Genomic DNA, 18,111 nt, shown 5'->3' with positions numbered 1-18,111 from the left:
GGGCGGGCGGGGTCAGTTGCCGCCGTTGGGCGCGCCGTGGCAGCGCTTGTACTTGCGGCCGGAGCCGCACGGGCAGGGCGCGTTGCGGGACGGGCCCTCACCGGCGTCCACCTGGCCCGGCGCGCCGCGCCGGGCGGTGCCGGCCGCGACGGCCTGGCCGGTCATCCCCGGAGCCGAGCGGCGCGGGGTCGACGCGGCGGGACGCTCCGGCGCCTCGGTGCGACCGAGGCCGAGCGCCGGCGCCTGCTGCTCGGCGCGCTCGATCACCGGGGCGCCCCGGCCCGCCTCGCCGTCGACGGCCGGCGCGGAGTATTGCAGGCCCTGCTGCTGCGGCGCGCGGTTGAGGCCCTTGGCGTGGATCTCCACCGGCTTCTCCAGCAGCTGCACCTCCTCGGCCTCCGGCTCGGGCTCCTCGACCTGCACCTCGAGGTTGTACAGGAAGCCGACCGTCTCCTCCTTGATGCCGTCCATCATGGTGGCGAACATGTCGAAGCCCTCGCGCTGGTACTCGATGACCGGATCGCGCTGGGCGTACGCCCGCAGGCTGATGCCCTCCTGGAGGTAGTCCATCTCGTAGAGGTGCTCGCGCCACTTGCGGTCGATCACCTGGAGCAGGACCATCCGCTCCAACTGGCGTACCGCCTCCTCGCCGAGCTGCTCCTCGCGCCGGTCGTACGCGGCGTGCGCGTCCTCCTTCAGGCGGGCGAGCAGGAAATCCTGGTCGAGGCCGGCCCGGGAGCCCACCTCCTCCTCCAGCTCAGCGACGGTGACGCCCACCGGGTAGAGCTGCTTGAGGCTGGCCCAGAGCTGGTCGAGGTCCCAGTCCTCGGCGTAGCCGTCGCTGGTGGCGCCGGTGACGTACGCGGTGGACACGTCGTCGATCATGTTGCGGACCTGCTCGGAGAGGTCCTCGCCGTTGAGCACCCGGAGGCGCTCGGCGTAGACCACCTGGCGCTGCTTGTTCATCACCTCGTCGTACTTGAGGACGTTCTTCCGGATCTCGGCGTTCTGGCCCTCGATCTGGGCCTGCGCGCCCTTGATCTGGCGGGTGACCATCTTCGACTCGATGGGCACGTCCTCCGGGATGTTGAACCGCTCCATCACCGCCTCGACGGCACCGGCCCGGAAGCGCTTCATCAGGTCGTCCTGCAGGGACAGGTAGAAACGGGACTCGCCCGGGTCACCCTGCCGGCCGGCGCGACCGCGGAGCTGGTTGTCGATCCGGCGGGACTCGTGCCGCTCGGTGCCCAGCACGTAGAGACCACCGGCGGCGGCGACCTCCTCGGCCTCGGTGTCACAGGCCTGCTTCCACGTGGGCAGGACCTCCTCCATCGCCTTGGCGTACTCCTCCGGCTGCTCGACCGGGTCAAGGCCGCGCTGACGCAGCTCGTTGGCGGCGAGGAACTCGGCGTTGCCGCCGAGCAGGATGTCCGTACCACGGCCGGCCATGTTGGTGGCGACGGTGACCGCGCCCTTGCGCCCGGCCTGGGCGACGATCTCCGCCTCCTTGGCGTGGAATTTCGCGTTCAACACCGAGTGCGGGATGCCGCGGCGGCGCAGCAACTGGGAGAGGATCTCGGAGTTTTCCACCGAGACCGTGCCGACCAGCACCGGCTGGCCCTGCTCGTGCCGCTCGGCGATGTCCTCGACCACGGCGTTGAACTTGGCCTTCTCGGTCTTGTAGATCACGTCCGGGCGGTCGAGGCGGACCATCGGCCGGTGCGTCGGGATGGTCACCACGCCGACCTTGTAGACCTTGTTGAACTCACCCGCCTCGGTCTGGGCGGTACCGGTCATGCCCGAGAGCTTCTCGTAGAGCCGGAAGTAGTTCTGGAGGGTGATGGTGGCCAGGGTCTGGTTCTCCTGCTTGATCTCCACCCCCTCCTTGGCCTCGATCGCCTGGTGCATGCCCTCGTTGTAGCGGCGGCCGTGCAGGATACGGCCGGTGAACTCGTCGACGATCAGGACCTCGCCCTCGCTGACGATGTAGTCCTTGTCGCGCTTGTAGAGCTCCTTGGCCTTGATCGCGTTGTTGAGGTAGCCGACGAGCGGGGTGTTGACCGACTCGTAGAGGTTGTCGATGCCGATCCGGTCCTCGACCCTGGCCACGCCGCGCTCGGTGATGGCGATGGTGCGCTTGGAGTGGTCGACCTCGTAGTCGCCCTCGCCGTCGGTGCCCGGCTGGAGGCGGGCCACCACGGTGGCGAACTCCTGGTACCAGCGGGCGGAGTGCTCGGCCGGGCCGGAGATGATCAGCGGGGTCCGGGCCTCGTCGATGAGGATCGAGTCGACCTCGTCGACCACCGAGAAGAAGTGGCCGCGCTGGACCAGCTCGTCCTTCGACCACGCCATGTTGTCGCGCAGGTAGTCGAAGCCGAACTCGTTGTTGGTGCCGTAGGTGATGTCGCACTCGTACGCGGCCCGGTGCTCGGAGGACGGCCGGTTGGGCAGGACGACGCCGACGGTGAGGCCCAGGTACTCGTGCACCCGCCCCATCCAGGCGGCGTCGCGCTGGGCCAGGTAGTCGTTCACGGTGATCACGTGCACGCCCTTGCCTGCGAGGGCGTTGAGGTAGACCGGCATGACCGAGGTCAGGGTCTTGCCCTCACCGGTCTTCATCTCAGCGATGTTGCCGAAGTGCAGCGCCGCGCCGCCCATGACCTGGACGTCGTAGGGCCGCTGGCCGAGCACCCGCGCGGCCGCCTCACGGCACACCGCGAACGCCTCGGGCAGCAGGTCGTCGAGGGTTTCCCCGTCGGCGAGCCGCTCCTTGAACTGGTCGGTCTTGGCGCGCAGCTCATCGTCGGTGAGGTTGACGTAGTCGTCCTCGATTGAATTGACGGCGGCGGCGATGGCCTTGAGCCGACGCACCATGCGACCCTCGCCGGCGCGAAGGACCTTTTCCAGAATCGACACGGATCAACGCTCCCCTAGACGGTCTCGAACCATCGTAGGCGCTGCATCGCCGCCATGGTCACTGGTGGCGGTGGTCCGGGCCGACGAACCCGACATAACACCTGGCCGACACACGCGAGCGGCGGTAATCGGGTTACGCCCAGCGCGAACGATCCGGCACGATGCTCGGGTGGAGCCTGTGGAGATCATCGAGGACGGCCTGATGCTGCGCCCCTGGCGGGCTGAGGACGCCGACGCGGTGTACCGCGCCTGCCAGGACCCGGACATCCAGCGCTGGACCAGCGTACCCCGCCCGTACCTGCCCGAGCACGCCCTCGACTTCGTCACCAGGAGCAGCCCGACGGCCTGGGCCGCCGGCACCGGGGCGGAGTTCGCGGTCTGCGACGCCGCCACCGGCGAGCTGCTGGCCTCCTGCGGCCTGGTCTCGATCGACCCGGGCCTGGGGAGCGCCGAGGTCGGCTACTGGACCGCGCCGTGGGCGCGGGGCCGGGGCGTCGCGGTCCGGGCCACCCGGGCGGTCGCCCGCTGGGCCTTCGACGTACGCAAGCTGCGCCGGCTGATCTGGCAGGCCGAGATCGGCAACCACGCCTCCCGGCTGGTCGCGCTGCGCGCCGGCTTCCGAATCGAGGGCGAGTTGCGGCTGGCCGACCCGGCGCCCGATGGTCGACGCGAGGGCTGGCTCGGCTCGCTGCTCCCCGGCGAGGTGCCCGCGCCCGGCGAACCCGGTCCCGCCGGCCCGGACACCCTGGAGGCCCGCCGGGCCGCCGTGTTCGGCCGCCCGCAGCCCGTCCTGTTCGCCACCGCCACCGCCGGCGCCACCGCAGAGGCCGCCGAGCTGCGGCTCCGGTCGCTGGAGGAACGCGACCTGGACGCGGTCGTGGCGACCTGCCAGGACGAACAGACCGTGCGCTGGACCAGCGTGCCGCACCCCTACCAGCGGGAGCACGCCGAGGGTTTCCTGGACATCATCCAGGCCGCCTGGGCCCGGGGCACCAGCGCCTCCTACGCCGTCGCGGACCCCGCCGACCGCTACGTCGCCTCGATCGACCTGCGCATCTCCCCCGCCGACCCACTCGTCGCCGACGTCGGCTTCATGACCGCCCCGCACGGCCGGGGTCGCGGGTACATGCCCGCCGCGCTGGCCGCGCTCTGCGCCTGGGGATTCACCACGCTCGGCCTGGCCCGGATCGAGTGGCGGGCCAACGTGGGCAACACCGCCTCCCGCCGAGTGGCTGAGAAGGCGGGATTCGTCTTCGAGGGCACCACCCGGGCCGGCATCCAGCAGCGGAACGAACGGCCGGACGTCTGGGTGGCCGCCCTGCTCCCCGGCGACCTGCGGTGACACCGGAGACGATCGAGGCGTACGGGGTGCGGCTGCGGCCCCGTCCCGCCTCGACGACGTCGCGGACACCGTGGCCGGCCGCTCGGCTGCTGCGCGGCTGGCTCCCCGGCCCGGACGGCACCCGCGCCGATTCGGTCCGCTACGGCCTGCTCGCCTCGGACCTGCCACGTTAAGAAGGGGCCCCTGCTCCACCTCAGGCGTTGAGCAGGGGCCCCTCCTTCGGGGTCAGAAGGTGGTGTCGAGCGAGATGATTCCGTAGTCGTAGGCGTGTCGGCGGTAGACCACGCTCGGGCGGCCGGACTCCTTGTCCTGGAACAGGTAGAAGTCGTGGCCGACCAACTCCATCTGGAACAGCGCGTCGTCGACGGTCATCGGCTCCGCGGGGTGCACCTTCTCCCGCGCGATGTGCCACGGCTGGTCGTCGGCGTACTCCTGGTAGGCGTCCTCGTCGGGACGTTCGGCGACCGCGGTGGCCGTCGCCACCTCGTTCAGCGCCGTCAGCCCCGGGCCGTCCAGGTCGGCGACCGGGAGGCCCGCGGTGGCCGCGGCGACGGAGAGCGGTGCGTGCCGCCCGCGGTGGACCCGACGCCGGTCCGCCGCGCGGCGGAACCGGGTGTCCAGCTTGGCGATGGCGGTGTCCAGCGCGCTGTAGAAGTCGCTCGTGCAGGCCTCGGCCCGAATTATCGGGCCCCGCGTCACGCAGGTGATTTCCACCCGCTGGCAGTGATCGGCTTGGCGCGGATTGCGCTCGTGGAACAACTCGACATCCACGCGAATGAGTTTGTGGTCGTAACGCTCGATCTTCGCGAGCTTTTCGGCTACGTGCACCCGGTAGTGATCCGGCACTTCGACGTTACGGCCCTTGACCACGATGTCCACGTGACCTCCCTTGTTCGGACGGTCGTTTGGTTCGGCACTCGGCCGACGCACCCGGGGAGCATTCGCTCGGCGTCGACCGGATTGGTACGGCTACGCCTCCTTTCCCACATCGCGGGCGGCTTGGGAAGCTCCTACCCCCGACACGAGAACGCTAACTCCTGTTCCCCCAACCGTCACCCCTTGTCGTCGAGACTGCCCCCGAATTCCCGCAGCTCGTACACGAAGGGGCGAAACGAAGACACCGAGCGTCACCGAAAGAGTCGCTTTTGCGTTGCGGCCAGCACCGCCGCGGCCTTTGGTGTCATTCCCGCAGAGCGCAAGATCCGGCTCACCGCCGCCAACGTCGCACCGGTGGTGAGGATGTCGTCAAGCAGCACTACCGGGCCGTCCGCCGGCATCCCGCCGGCCCGGCGCAGCCGGAACGCCTCCTCGGCCACCGCGGCGCGCCCGACGCTGTCCAGCACGACCGAATCCGGCCGGGGCAGCGCCCGCAACGGCCGGAGCACCCGCACCGGCCACCCCGCCGCCCGCAGTCGGCGCGCCGCGTGGCGGGTCAACCGGTCCAGGTGGTCGCCGTAGCGGGCCCGGGCCGCCCGCGCGGTGTCCGGCACCGGCACCAGGGTCACCGGTCGGGCCGGGCCCACCGCCGCAGCCACCACCTCGGCGAGCAACGTGCCCAGCGGCCGCCCCAACCCGTACCGGCCCCGCTCCTTGTACGCCAGCAGCCCCTCCCGCAGCGCGCCCGCGTACGGGCCGAGGGCGACGCAGGGCGGCAGGTCGGGCGGGGCCGGATCCGGGCGGGCCGGCGCGGGGCGCAGCGCCTCCAGCTCGCCGACGCAGCGCGGACAGAAGCCCTGCGACAGGCGCGCAACCCGGTCGGCGCAGCCGGCGCAGCCGGCCGGCAGCACCAGGTCGGTCAGGTCCGACCAGAGTCCGCCCAGGCCCCGCACCGGCAACTCAGTAGAGGAAGAAGGGTGCCGTCGGGTTCAAGGCCTTGCCGCCCGGCGTCGGCGGTGTCACGTCCTGCACCTGATCCGGCTTGATGGGCTCGAACGAGTTGTTTTTGTAGGCCACCTTGTTCGCCTCGTACATGTAGGAGAAGGACGGCAGCACGCCGACCGGACCGCCCGGGTACGCGGCCAGCTGGGTCACCTCGGCGCCGACCTCCCGCCTGAGCGCGGTCTCCAGCCCGCCGTCCACGTAGGTCTGGTAGATCGCCGGCCGGCCCGCCTCATTACCGGCGAAGACCAGCTGGTTCTCCGCGTACCAGTCGACGGCGGTGAGACCGGTGAGCCGGGTGACCAGCCGACGGGGCTGATTCACCGTGACCACTCCCCCGTCGAAGCTCACCGAGGCCACCCAGAGCTGGCCACCGATGATCAGCGCGATCCGGTGCCCGTCGTAGGAGCCGGCGACCGCGGTGACCGCACCCGGCGCGCCCAGCGTGATCGGGGTCATGACAGCCATGCTGTCGAACCGGTAGAGCCGACCGTCGGCCACCACCAGGCCGGACGGATGATCCTGGTCCGGCGAGCGGAGCCAGGTCGGGCGACCGATCGAGCCGTACGACTTCTCGCTGGCGGTGAACAAGGTGACCGGGGCCGGGTCGGCGCCGACCATGAGCCGCTGCCGGTCCGACCGGGTGACCACCAGCGCGGCCAGCACCTCGTCGCCGGCGCGGCTGAGCGCCGCCGACACGACGCCCTTGTTGGCCTTGTCAAACACCGGCACCGGGCCGGCCGGCTCACCGGCGATGGAGACGGAGTGGATCACGCCGTCATAGACGCAGAAGCGCTCGGGCATCCCGGCGGTGGGGTGCAGCACGAACTCGGTCTTCTTCCGCTCCGGATCGAGGTCGACGGTGCGCCGGTTCTGATTCTGGATCTTGAGCTGAAGCTTGCCCTTGACATCCGGCAACGACCACGCCAGCTGGGTGGCGAGCTTGGCCAGCTTGAGGTCGTTCGCACCGGGCATGGTCAGGTTGACCTCCCAGCGATCGTCCCCACCGGTGGCGTTGTTGATCAGAGCGGTGCCATCGGGCAGCCGGGTCACCCCCTGCGCGAGCCATTCGGGCGGACCAAAGGCGAGCCACTTGACCACCTCGGTGACCCGGCGCTCGTTGGGCACCGTCGAGGGCAGGTACCGCTGGTCGGGCACCAGCCGGTTCTGGTCGGCGCTCCAGAAGTAGATGGGGTGGATGCCGTAGTAGCTGCGTAGGGCGTCGTCACTGAGCAGCAGCACGTTCGGCATCTCAGTGATGAACAACCCGTTGTGGCCGTCGTCGGCCGGGCGGAGCTTGAACACGTACTCGGTGTCGCCGCCCGTTGGCGTCAGGGTGCCGTCGGGGCGCAGCACACCGACCTGCTGCACGGGCACCGTGACCTCCCAGGTGCCCTCGTTGTTCAAAGTCACCTCCGCCTTCTCCCGCAGCCGGACCACGGTCAGCTCGACTTCGCTGCTCTGCTTCTCCCGCAGCCGGGGCTGGTAGTCCTTCGCAATGAACTCCTTGACCCGGGCGTACGCCTGTTCGCGCTCGCCGGCGGCAGCGGCGAGATAGTTGAGGATGAACTGGCTGGGGTCGCTGCTGGCGGTCCGGGTGGGCGGGTAGGCGGCTCGGCCGTTGAGCGGGCCGGCCTCGGCCGCCGTTGAGGGGCGGCCGTCCACGTGCACCTCGGTCTGCCCGGGGATGCCGCAGCCGGCCAGCCCCACCGGCAGGAACGCCCCAGCCAGCAGCACGGCCACCAGCTCACGCCTCATGAGATCACCTCCGCCCGGCCGACATTCTCGACCGGCCCGATGGCCAGTAGCCCACCGTGGCGCGGGCCGCCGAAGGGCACCGGGGCGTCGGCCGGCACCAGCCGCAGCGGCGAGGTGGTCAGCCGGTCGCCGGCCCGCGCCGGCAGGGTCAGCCGGAACTGGGCGCCCTGCCCGGGCGCGCCCCACGCCTCCAGCCAGCCACCGTGCAGCCGGGCGTCCTCCACGCTGATCGACAGGCCGAGACCCGTGCCACCGGTCTGCCGGGCCCGGGACGGGTCGGCCCGCCAGAAGCGGTTGAACACCAGCTTCTCCTCACCCGGCTTGAGCCCCACGCCGTGGTCCCGCACGGTGACCGCCACCGCGCTCTCGTCCATCCCCAGGGTGATCCGCACCGGCCTGCCCTCGCCGTGCTCGACCGCGTTGCCGACCAGGTTGCGCAGCACCCGCTCCACCCGGCGCGGATCCACCTCGGCGATCACCGGCGTGTCCGGCAGGACCAGGTCGATGGTGACGCCCACCCGCTCGGCCAACCCGGCCAGCCGCTCGGTCACCCGGTGCACCACCGGCACCAGGTCGGTCGGCTCGGCGTCCAGCACCGCGAAGCCGGCGTCGAACCGGCTGATCTCCAGCAGGTCGGTGAGCAGTTCCTCGAACCGGTCCAGCTCGGCCTGGAGCAACTCGGCGCTGCGGGCCACCGCCGGGTCGAACTCGTCCCGCTCGGAGAAGATCAGGTCGGCGGCCATCCGGACCGTGGTCAGCGGCGTACGCAGCTCGTGCGAGACGTCGGAGGTGAAGCGGCGCTGCAACCGGGACATCTCCTCCAGCCGGAGGATCTGCCGCTGCAGGTTGGTCGCCATCTGGTTGAACGAGGCGGCCAGCAGGGCCAGGTCGTCCTCGCCGTTGACCGCCATCCGCTGGTCGAGCAGCCCGGCGGAGAGCCGCTGGGCGGTCCGGGCGGCCACCCGTACCGGGGTCACCACCAGCCGGGTGACCAGGGCGGCGAGCAGGCCGAGCAGGAGCACCAGGGCGACACCGGTGGCGACCACGGTGGCCCGGGCGTCGGCGGCGGTGGCGTCCTGCCGGGCCAGCGGTACGAGGTAGTAGAGCTCCAGCTGCCCGAACCGGGTCGGCACGGGGGAGCCGTACACCAGGTATTTGGTGCGTTGACCGCCCAGGACCCCGGTGCGGATCTGGTGGGCGACGTTGCCGGCGGCGACGGACGACCGCAGCTCCGCACCGATCAGCGCGCCCACCTCGACCTCCGGGGAGCTGCGCGGCGCGATGGACCCGATGTTGTTGTCCCCGGTGATCGCCACCACCACGCCGCTGGTCTGCGTCGGGTCACCGCCGGCCAGGTAGTTGACCGTGCCGCCGATGGTGTCCTGGAGCTGAGCCTCCTCCGCCCGGCTGTAGAGGTTGAACTGCTTCGAGGCGTACTCGCTGCCGTTGGTCAACCGCGACCTGACGTCGGTCTCGGCGTTCTCCAGCAGGATGCCGGTGATCTTGTCGGCGATCAGATACGCGAAACCGCCCACCAACAGGCTGGACGCCACCAGCGTGATGGTCACCACACGAAGCTGGAGCGACCGCCGCCATGCGCTGTGCACGCCGGAGGTCAGCCGGGACGCCAGGGCGGCGAGGCCGCGACGCAGCAACCGCGCCACTCGCAGCCAGCGGGCGGCGATGGTCGGCGAGGCGGGGGGCGGGGAGGTCACCACAGTGACAACCAGGCTATCCGGTGCCCGCCTTGTATCCCACGCCGCGCACGGTGAGGATGATTTCGGGTCGCTCCGGATCTGGCTCGATCTTGGCGCGCAGCCGCTGGACGTGCACATTGACCAGGCGGGTGTCGGCGGCGTGCCGATAGCCCCAGACCTGCTCCAGCAGCACCTCGCGGGTGAAGACCTGACGCGGCTTGCGGGCGAGCGCGACCAGCAGGTCGAACTCCAGCGGGGTCAGCTTCACCTCCTCGCCGTCCCGGCTGACCGTGTGCGCCGGCACGTCGATCGAGATCTGGTTGCCGGGCGGGCCGATGGTGAGCAGCTCCGGCGCCACGTCCTCGCCTCGGCGCAGCCGGGCCCGCATCCGGGCCACCAGCTCCTTGGGCTTGAACGGCTTCACCACGTAGTCGTCGGCCCCCGACTCCAGCCCGAGCACCACGTCGACAGTGTCGCTCTTGGCGGTCAGCATGACGATCGGCACGCCGGACTCGGCCCGGATCGACCGGGCCACGTCGATGCCACTCATCCCGGGCAGCATCAGGTCGAGCAGGACGATGTCGGGTCGGCTCTCACGAAACGCGGCCAGCGCCCGTTCCCCGTCCGCGACGAATGAGGGCACGAAACCCTCGCTGCGCAGGACGATGCCGAGCATCTCGGCGAGCGCGGGGTCGTCGTCGACCACCAGTACCCGGGCTCTCATGGGGTTTATCGTTCCATCCCCGTTCGGTTCGAAGGGTTCGGCGTCATCACGGGCACGGTACCCGCGGCCGGCGGGCCCGCACCACCGCCGACCGTCCGGACCTGCTGCGTCGGGCGCGGGTTCGACAGGACCGGTCGTGCCACCATGATCCCCCGAGCGCGTCGCCGCCGCCACCTCACCCCGAGTCACTGCCCTGGTCAGACCCCCCGGACGTGGGCGGGCCGGTCAGGAGAAGAGCGTGCTGCCCCACCAGTCGGCGGCGTCGCGGACGCCCGGCGGGCAGGCGAACAGCCCGCTGGAGACGTGCCGCAGGTATTCGTTCATCGCGTCGTGGCGGGCGAGCCGGGTCTGGATCGGCACGAACTGCCGGCGCGGGTCGCGCTGGTAGGCGATGAAGAAGAGCCCGGCGTCGAGCCGCCCCAGCCCGTCGGAGCCGTCGACGAAGTTGTAGCCGCGGCGCAGCAGGTGGGCACCGCCGTTCTGGCTGGGGTGGGCGAGCCGGACGTGTGCGGTCTCGGCGATGACCGGCTGCCCGTCGTCGCCCTTGGCGGCGAGGTCCGGCTCGTCGAACTCGCGGGCCCTGCCCAGCGGCGCGCCGACGCCCTTGGTCCGCCCGACGATCTGCTCCTGCTCGGCCAGGGAGCTGCGGTCCCACGTCTCGATCAACATCCGGATCTTCCGGGTGACCAGGTACGAGCCGCCGGTCATCCAGTCCGACCCGTCGCCCGGCTGGGCCCACAGCTGCTCGCGCAGCAGCCCCGCGTCCTCGGCCTTCAGGTTGGCGGTGCCGTCCTTGAAGCCGAACAGGTTACGCGGGGTGGCCTGGTCCCGCGACGTCGACGACGTACGCCCGAAGCCGAGCTGCGACCAGCGGACGCTGACCACGCCCATCCCGATGCGGGCCAGGTTACGAATGGCGTGCACCGCCACCTGCGGGTCGTTGGCGCAGGCCTGGACGCAGATGTCGCCACCGGAGACGTCCGGCTTGAGCGCGTCCCCGGCGAAGTGCGGCAGATCGGCCAGGGCGGCGGGCCGCCGGTCGGCGATGCCGAACCGGTCGACACCCTGGGCGTCGCGGAACAGCGTCGGACCGAAGCCGATGGTGAGGGTGAGCTGCGACGGAGGCAGCCCGAGCGCCTCACCGGTGTCGTCCGGCGGGGCCTCCGGCACACCGCCGACCGCGCCGACCAGCCCGGCGTCCTTGCCGGCGGTCATCCGGGCCGCGGCCGCGGTCCACTCCTGCAGCAGCGCGACCAGCTTCGCCCGGTCCTTGGTGATCACGTCGAAGGCGACGAAGTGCAGCCGGTCCTGGGCGGGAGTGGTGATGCCGGCCTGGTGCTCGCCGTGAAAGGGCACCGCCCCGGCGGCCGCGTCGGTGGCGGCCGCATGGGTGCCGTCGCCGATCAGGGCGCCCGCGCCGGCCGCCACCCCGGCTACGCCGGCAACGCCGACCCCGGCCAGGGTGATGGCCCGCCGCCGGGACAGGATGCCCCCGCGCGGCGCTCCGGCGGTTGCCGCCTCGGTGCCCTGCTCGCTCATCGCCTCACCTTCCGGCCCGGTCGTCACCGGGCGACGACCGCGGCGACCTTGCTGACCGGTTCGGCCAGCGCGTTGATGCTGTCCGACAGCTCCTTCAGCTCGGCCTTGCTGAGCTGGGTGTGCAGCTTCCAACCGTCACCGACCCGGTGCTTGCCGAGGGCGGCCTCGACGTTGGCGAACTCGGTGTCGAGCTGCGCGACCAGTTCGGGAGCACGCTGCTCCAGCGCCGGGCGCAGCGCGGCGATGGCCGCCTTGGAGCCCTCCAGGTTGGCGTTGAAGTCCCAGAGGTCGGTGTGCGAGTAGCGCTCCTCCTCGCCGGTGATCTTGCTGCTGGCGACCTCGTCCAGGAGCCCCTTGGCGCCGTTGGCGAGCTGGAGCGGGGTGAGCTTCTCGGCGTTGGCCCTCTCCACCAGGGCCTTGACGTCGGCGACCAACTGGTCGGCGATCGGGCCGTCCTTGCTGATGTCGCCAGTCGTCCAGAGGTCCTTCTCCAGCCGGTGGAAGCCGGTGAACTCCATGCCCTCCTCGATGACCTCCTCCCGGCCGTCGATCTTCGGGTCGAGGTCACCGAAGCTCGCCGCGACCGGCTCGATCCGCTCGAAGTAGGTGCGGGCCACCGGGTACAGCGCCTTGGCCTTCGCCACGTCGCCGGCCTTGACCGCGGCCGCGAACTCCTCGGTCTTGGTCAGCAGCGCGTCGGTCTGGCTGTTGACGTACCGCTGGTAGCTGGCGGTGGCCTCGGTCAGCGCGGCGTCGGGCGCCACGCTCGGGGCGGTGCCGCTGACCTTCAGCGCGCCCCGGATGCCCCGGCCGATCATCCCGGGCTTGCAGGCCGTCTCGTACGTCCCGGCGGCCAGTTCGACCCGCAGCTCGCGACTCAGCCCGGGAGCGATGTTCTCCACCTCGCCCATCACCCGGTCGCCAGCGGCGTAGACGTAGAACTCGTTGACCTTGGACCCGGAGTTGGTGATGGTGAAAGTCACCTGGCCGGCCTCGATCTCGGTGACGCCGACCTCGCAGACGGTGTCGGTGGCCTTGACCGCGATCGGCCCACCCTTCGCGTCCTTCTTGTCGCCACCGCCCCCGCAGCCGGCCAGTCCGGCGACGGCGAGCAGCCCGGCGGCGGCGGGCACGACGAATCGACTGGTACGCATCGGTTCTGGTCTCCTCTGAGGCGGGACGGTCAGGCGCTCTGGGGGGTGGTGGCGGGGGTCGTGGCCGGCCGTGCCGGGGCGGCCGGCTTGCCCGGGCTGCTCGGGCTGCTTGGCTTGCGCAGGAAGAGCACCATCACCGGCACCGCGTACGCCACCCAGGCGACCATCTCGAGCACGCTCGGCGCCGCGGTGATGTTGAACATGCCGCTCAGCAGGGTCGCGTACCAGCTGCCCGGGTCGAGCACCGAGGAGATGTCGAAGGCGTGGCTGTTGAGGCCGGGCAGCACGTCGGCCTCCTGGAAGTCGTGCACGCCGTACTTGAAGATGCCGGCGGCGACCAGGATCAGCAGCGCGCCGGTCCAGGTGAAGAACTTGCCCAGGTTGAGCTTGAGGGCACTGCGGTAGAGCAGGAAGCCGATCACCACGGAGGTGGCGATACCACCGGCCAGGGCGAGCAGCGGGCCACGGCCGAGGCCGCCGGCCGCGCTCTCGGCGGCGGAGTAGAAGATCAGTGCGGTCTCCAGGCCCTCCCGGATGACCGCGAGGAAGGCCATCCCGGTCACCGCGAACGCGCCGACGGCGAGCGCCTCGGAGAGCTTGCCGCGCAGCTCACCGGCGATGCTCCGGGCGGCCTTGCGCATCCAGAAGATCATCCCGGTGACGAAGACCACGGCGGCGACCGAGGTGACGGCGTCGAAGAGCTCGCGCTGCTTCGAGGTGTTGAGCAGCGCGCTCGAGGTGTACTCGATCACCCAGCCGAAGAAGACCGACAGCGCCACGGCCAGACCGACTCCGAGCCACACGTGCGGCAGCCGGTTGCGGCGGTCTGACTTGACCAGGAAGGCGACCAGGATGCTGACCACCAGGGTCGCCTCCAGGCCCTCCCGCAGGCCGATCAGGTAGGTGGCGAACATCGATACTCCGTAACTGGTTAGGCACGCCTCGGCTAAGTTAGGGCAGCCATACCTTCCTCCCGATCAGGGGTCGCGTCAAGTCGTTCACGACAACGTCACCCGCTGAGACGGTTGACAAACGCCCCACGTACGCGAAAGGGACCGGGACGACCGCGCGGCGGTCGACCCCGGTCCCTCCCGGGCATGGCTCAGTAGCGGTAGTGGTCCGGCTTGAACGGGCCCTCCTGCGACACACCGAGGTAGGCGGCCTGCTCCTTGCTGAGAGTGCTCAGCTTCGCGCCGAGCGCGTCCAGGTGCAGCCGGGCGACCTTCTCGTCCAGCTGCTTGGGCAGCACGTACACCCCGACCGGGTACTCCTCGGGCTTGGTGAAGAGCTCGATCTGGGCGATGGTCTGGTTGGCGAACGAGTTCGACATCACGAAGCTCGGGTGCCCGGTCGCGTTGCCCAGGTTCAGCAGGCGCCCCTCGGACAGCACGATGATGGCGTGGCCGTCGGCGAACTTCCACAGGTCGACCTGCGGCTTGATGTTCTCCCGGGTGACGTCCGAGCGCTTCGCCAGGCCGGCCATGTCGATCTCGTTGTCGAAGTGGCCGATGTTGCCGACGATGGCCTGGTGCTTCATCCGGGCCATGTGCTCGTTGCTGATGACGTCGAAGCAGCCGGTGGCGGTGATGAAGATGTCGGCCTGCTCGACCACGTCGTCCAGCGTCGAGACCTGGTAGCCGTCCATCGCCGCCTGGAGCGCGCAGATCGGGTCGACCTCGGTCACCACCACCCGGGCGCCCTGGCCACGCAGCGACTCGGCGCAGCCCTTGCCCACATCGCCGTAACCGAGCACGACCGCCATCTTGCCGCCGATCAGCACGTCGGTGGCCCGGTTGATGCCGTCGATCAGCGAGTGCCGGCAGCCGTACTTGTTGTCGAACTTGCTCTTGGTCACCGAGTCGTTGACGTTGATGGCCGGGAAGAGCAGGGTGCCGGCCCGGTTCATCTCGTAGAGCCGGTGCACACCGGTGGTGGTCTCCTCGGTGACACCCTTGATGCCGGCGGCGATCCGCGTCCAGCGCTGGCCGTCCTCGGCCAGCGAACGGTGCAGCAGCCCGAGAATCACCCCGTACTCCTCCGAGTCGGCGGACTCCACCGGCGGCACGACGCCGGCCCGCTCGAACTCGACGCCCTTGTGCACGAGCAGAGTGGCATCCCCGCCGTCGTCCAGGATCATGTTCGGGCCCTGCCCGTCGGGCCAGGCGAGCACCTGCTCGGTGCACCACCAGTATTCCTCCAGGCTCTCGCCCTTCCACGCGTACACCGGAACACCGGCCGGCGCCTCGGCAGTGCCGTTCGGGCCGACGACGATCGCGGCGGCGGCGTGGTCCTGGGTGGAGAAGATGTTGCACGACGCCCAGCGGACCTGCGCGCCCAGCGCGACCAAGGTTTCGATCAGGACGGCGGTCTGGATGGTCATGTGCAACGAACCGGTGATGCGGGCGCCGGCCAACGGCTGCGCCTCGGCGAACTCGCGTCGGATCGCCATCAGCCCGGGCATCTCGTGCTCGGCGAGCCGGATCTCCTTACGCCCGAACTCGGCGAGCGACAGATCCGCCACCTTGTAGTCGCCCCCGGCGAGGGTGCTCGGCCGGGCTCCGGACGACGCGCCACTGGTGGCCGCCGGGAGGGTACTGGTCATGGAAGCTCCTGTCGAACGTCGAACGAAGTGCCGCGCAGCCCTTCAGCTTACGCGCGTGGCCTTCTCCACCCATGCCCGGTTGTCCGATGACGCCCGACCCGGTCGGCGGACAGCGCACGGGGCGGTCGGTCGTGGACAGACTCTCCGCCCACGGCCCGGCCGCCCCGTGCATCCCCCCGGTTTGGTTCCCCGCGCGTTACCGAGACCTTCATCGCGACAACGCTGCGCACTCAAAGGCTCACACTGAGCAAAGGCCGCGTCAAGCCATTTCGGGAAAGTCGGACTCCTCCGGCTGCTCATCCCGGGATCAACGCAGGCCGCAGGTGGCGACGAACGCCTCGCCCTCGCCGCCGATGACCAGCGGACCACCGGCCGCCGCGGACCCCACCGCAGCCTGCCCCGGCTCAAGAACCACCGTGCCCACCCCGTCGTCGACGGTGAGCCGGCCGGCCCGGCAGAGCACCACCCGCGGCCCCGGCAGCGCCAGCCACGCCCCCCGGCCGTCGGCCGTCAACTCAACCCGGTGCAGGGCGAAATCCTCGACCGGCACCGGCCAGGTCACCACCCCGGGCGCCACCGGCACCGGCGCGACCACCGGCTCGTCGAGCACCTCGAACCGCAGCACCCGCAGCAACTCGCGCACGTCGACCCGCTTCGGCGTGAGGCCACCGCGCAGCACGTTGTCGCTGGCCGCCATGATCTCCACGCCGGTGCCCGACAGGTAGGCGTGCAGGTTGCCGGCCGGCATCCAGATCGCCTCGCCCGGCGCCAGCCGGACGTGGTGCAGCAGCAACGCCACCAGCACCCCCGGATCAGCCGGATAGTCGACCGCCAGGCCACGGGCCAACGTCGCGTCCGGCCCGCCGGCCTCCGCCGCCAGCACGTCCGCCACCAGCCCGGGCCGCTCCGCCTCCGGCCAACTCAACAGCAGGCGTACGGCCTCCCGCAGCCCCGCCGGCCCGGCCCGCAACGCCGCCACCACCGGCTCCAGCGCCGGTACGCCGAACGCGGCGAGCGCCGCCGCCGACACCGCCGGGTCGCGGAACCCGCAGAGCGCGTCGAACTCCGACAGCGCGACCAGCAACTCCGGCTTGTGGTACGGGTCCACGTAGTTGACCCGGTCCGCGTCGGCCGCGTGCCCCGCCTGCGCCTGTTCGGCGTCCGGATGGGCCTGCAGGCTCAACGGAGCGTCCGCGGCCAGCACCTTCAGCAGGAAGGGCAACCGGATGCCGAACCGGCCGACGAGCCGCTCACCCAACCAGTGGTCCGGCTCGGCTACCAGCAACTCGGTGAGGCTGACCGGGGCACCGGCTCGCTCGACCGTGGCCGGGGCACCCGGGTGGGCGCCCAGCCACAGCTCCGCCTCCGGCCCGTCGCTCGGCACCGGGCGTCCCTGTAGCTGTGCGATCGCCGTACGAGAGCCCCAGGCGTAATCCCGGATCCGGCCCTGCAACAGCTCCACGGTCAGCCCCCGGTCCGCCCGGGCACTCCGTCGGACCCGGCATCCGACTCCCTCACCGCCGGACGGGACGCGGTACCCGTACCCGCCCGGTCGGCCGCCGCGCGGTAGATGTCCGGCTCCAGGTAGATCACCCGGGCGATCGGCACCGCGCTGCGGATCCGCGCCTCGACCGCGTCGATGCCCCGGGCCACCTCCTCGGCCGTCTCACAGGCCGCCACCGCGACCTTCGCGGCCACCATCAGCTCCTCCGGGCCCAGGTAGAGCGTCTTCATGTGGATGATCCGCTCGACCTCCGGGCCGCCGGTGACGGCCTGCTCGATCGCGGCCAACTCCTTCGGCTCGGCGCCTTCCCCGATCAGCAGGCTCTTGGTCTCGACCGCGAGGATGATCGCGATGGTCACCAGCAGCAAACCGATCATCGCGCTGCCGAACGCGTCCCACCTGCCGTTACCGGTGGCCAGGGTCATCCCCACGCCGACCAGCGCGAACACCAGACCAACCAGCGCGCCGAAGTCCTCCAGCAGAACCACCGGCAGCTCGGGCGCCTTCGCCCGCCGGATGAACCGCACCCACGACTGGCTGCCCCGGAGCCTGTTGGACTCCTTCATCGCGGTACGGAACGAGAAGGACTCCATCCCGACCGCGACCAGCAGCACGACCACCGGCGCCCACTGCCAACTCGTGATCGGCGACGGGTGCGCCCACTTGTGGTAGGCCTCGTAGAGCGCGAACAGGCCACCGAGGCTGAACAGCACGATCGACACGATGAACGCGTAGATGTAGCGCTCCCGGCCGTACCCGAAGGGGTGCTGCGGCGTCGCCTCCCGCTTGGCCCGCCGGCCGCCGAGCAGCAGCAGCCCCTGGTTGCCGGAGTCGGCCACCGAGTGGATGGCCTCGGCCAGCATCGACGAGGAACCGGTCAGCAGGAACGCGGCGAACTTGGTGACGGCGATACCGACGTTCGCCGCGAGGGCGGCGACGATCGCCTTCGTTCCGCCATCGGCGCTCACGCCGCCACCACCTCTCTCCGCTCTCTCAC

14 protein-coding genes are annotated in these 18,111 nt (G+C 70.9%); 2 read left to right on the top strand and 12 right to left on the bottom strand.

Features of this window, described 5'->3' with window-relative positions; translation table 11 throughout:
* Nucleotides 1-12 precede the first annotated feature (12 nt).
* On the bottom strand, nucleotides 13-2,916 hold the full coding sequence (secA, locus tag AB0C02_RS06900; protein ID WP_357541994.1) for a preprotein translocase subunit SecA: 2,904 nt from the start codon (nucleotides 2,914-2,916) through the stop codon (nucleotides 13-15).
* A gap of 169 nt (nucleotides 2,917-3,085) precedes the next feature.
* Between secA and AB0C02_RS06895 the strand changes: the two genes are divergently transcribed.
* Both AB0C02_RS06895 and AB0C02_RS06890 read left to right on the top strand, forming a co-directional pair.
* A complete protein-coding gene (locus AB0C02_RS06895; RefSeq protein WP_357541992.1) occupies nucleotides 3,086-4,258 on the top strand; it encodes a GNAT family N-acetyltransferase in 1,173 nt (390 codons plus the stop codon).
* Entirely contained in the window at nucleotides 4,255-4,431 is a 177-nt protein-coding gene (locus tag AB0C02_RS06890; RefSeq protein WP_357541990.1) for a hypothetical protein, read from the top strand. The genes AB0C02_RS06895 and AB0C02_RS06890 overlap by 4 nt, the downstream gene beginning before the upstream one ends.
* A 52-nt stretch (nucleotides 4,432-4,483) precedes the next feature.
* Here the strand turns inward: AB0C02_RS06890 and raiA are convergent, their stop codons facing one another.
* The 11 genes from raiA to AB0C02_RS06835 form a co-directional block, all read right to left on the bottom strand.
* The gene (raiA, locus tag AB0C02_RS06885) at nucleotides 4,484-5,137 is read right to left on the bottom strand and encodes a ribosome-associated translation inhibitor RaiA (RefSeq protein ID WP_357541988.1); all 654 of its coding nucleotides are present in this window, start codon (nucleotides 5,135-5,137) and stop codon (nucleotides 4,484-4,486) included.
* Nucleotides 5,138-5,385: 248 nt separating this feature from the next.
* On the bottom strand, nucleotides 5,386-6,087 hold the full coding sequence (locus tag AB0C02_RS06880; protein WP_357541986.1) for a ComF family protein: 702 nt from the start codon (nucleotides 6,085-6,087) through the stop codon (nucleotides 5,386-5,388).
* A gap of 7 nt (nucleotides 6,088-6,094) precedes the next feature.
* Nucleotides 6,095-7,894 carry an LpqB family beta-propeller domain-containing protein gene (locus tag AB0C02_RS06875; RefSeq protein WP_357541984.1) on the bottom strand — a complete coding sequence of 600 codons (1,800 nt, stop codon included), beginning with the start codon at nucleotides 7,892-7,894 and terminating at the stop codon, nucleotides 6,095-6,097.
* Nucleotides 7,891-9,579, bottom strand: coding sequence for an MtrAB system histidine kinase MtrB (gene mtrB, locus AB0C02_RS06870; protein ID WP_357542372.1), 1,689 nt, complete (start codon nucleotides 9,577-9,579; stop codon nucleotides 7,891-7,893). The genes AB0C02_RS06875 and mtrB overlap by 4 nt, the downstream gene beginning before the upstream one ends.
* Nucleotides 9,580-9,625: 46 nt before the next feature.
* Entirely contained in the window at nucleotides 9,626-10,315 is a 690-nt protein-coding gene (gene mtrA, locus AB0C02_RS06865) for an MtrAB system response regulator MtrA (RefSeq protein WP_357541982.1), read from the bottom strand.
* Between the two features lie 225 nt (nucleotides 10,316-10,540).
* Entirely contained in the window at nucleotides 10,541-11,854 is a 1,314-nt protein-coding gene (efeB, locus tag AB0C02_RS06860; RefSeq protein ID WP_357541980.1) for an iron uptake transporter deferrochelatase/peroxidase subunit, read from the bottom strand.
* Between the two features lie 23 nt (nucleotides 11,855-11,877).
* The gene (gene efeO, locus AB0C02_RS06855) at nucleotides 11,878-13,008 is read right to left on the bottom strand and encodes an iron uptake system protein EfeO (RefSeq protein ID WP_357541978.1); all 1,131 of its coding nucleotides are present in this window, start codon (nucleotides 13,006-13,008) and stop codon (nucleotides 11,878-11,880) included.
* A gap of 29 nt (nucleotides 13,009-13,037) precedes the next feature.
* Nucleotides 13,038-13,922 carry an iron uptake transporter permease EfeU gene (efeU, locus tag AB0C02_RS06850; RefSeq protein WP_357541976.1) on the bottom strand — a complete coding sequence of 295 codons (885 nt, stop codon included), beginning with the start codon at nucleotides 13,920-13,922 and terminating at the stop codon, nucleotides 13,038-13,040.
* A 188-nt stretch (nucleotides 13,923-14,110) separates the two neighbouring features.
* Nucleotides 14,111-15,610, bottom strand: a complete 1,500-nt coding sequence (gene ahcY / locus AB0C02_RS06845; protein ID WP_357541974.1) for an adenosylhomocysteinase — start codon at nucleotides 15,608-15,610, stop codon at nucleotides 14,111-14,113.
* Between the two features lie 307 nt (nucleotides 15,611-15,917).
* Entirely contained in the window at nucleotides 15,918-17,072 is a 1,155-nt protein-coding gene (gene manA / locus AB0C02_RS06840; RefSeq protein ID WP_357541972.1) for a mannose-6-phosphate isomerase, class I, read from the bottom strand.
* 2 nt (nucleotides 17,073-17,074) lie between these two features.
* Complete coding sequence (locus AB0C02_RS06835; protein ID WP_357541970.1) at nucleotides 17,075-18,082, bottom strand: cation diffusion facilitator family transporter; 1,008 nt, start codon at nucleotides 18,080-18,082, stop codon at nucleotides 17,075-17,077.
* Nucleotides 18,083-18,111 lie beyond the last annotated feature (29 nt).

Source organism: Micromonospora sp. NPDC048999, assembly GCF_040649295.1.
Taxonomy (GTDB): Bacteria; Actinomycetota; Actinomycetes; order Mycobacteriales; family Micromonosporaceae; genus Micromonospora.
Note: the sequence above shows the minus strand (reverse complement) of the source record. Positions and strands in the feature narration are given on the sequence as shown.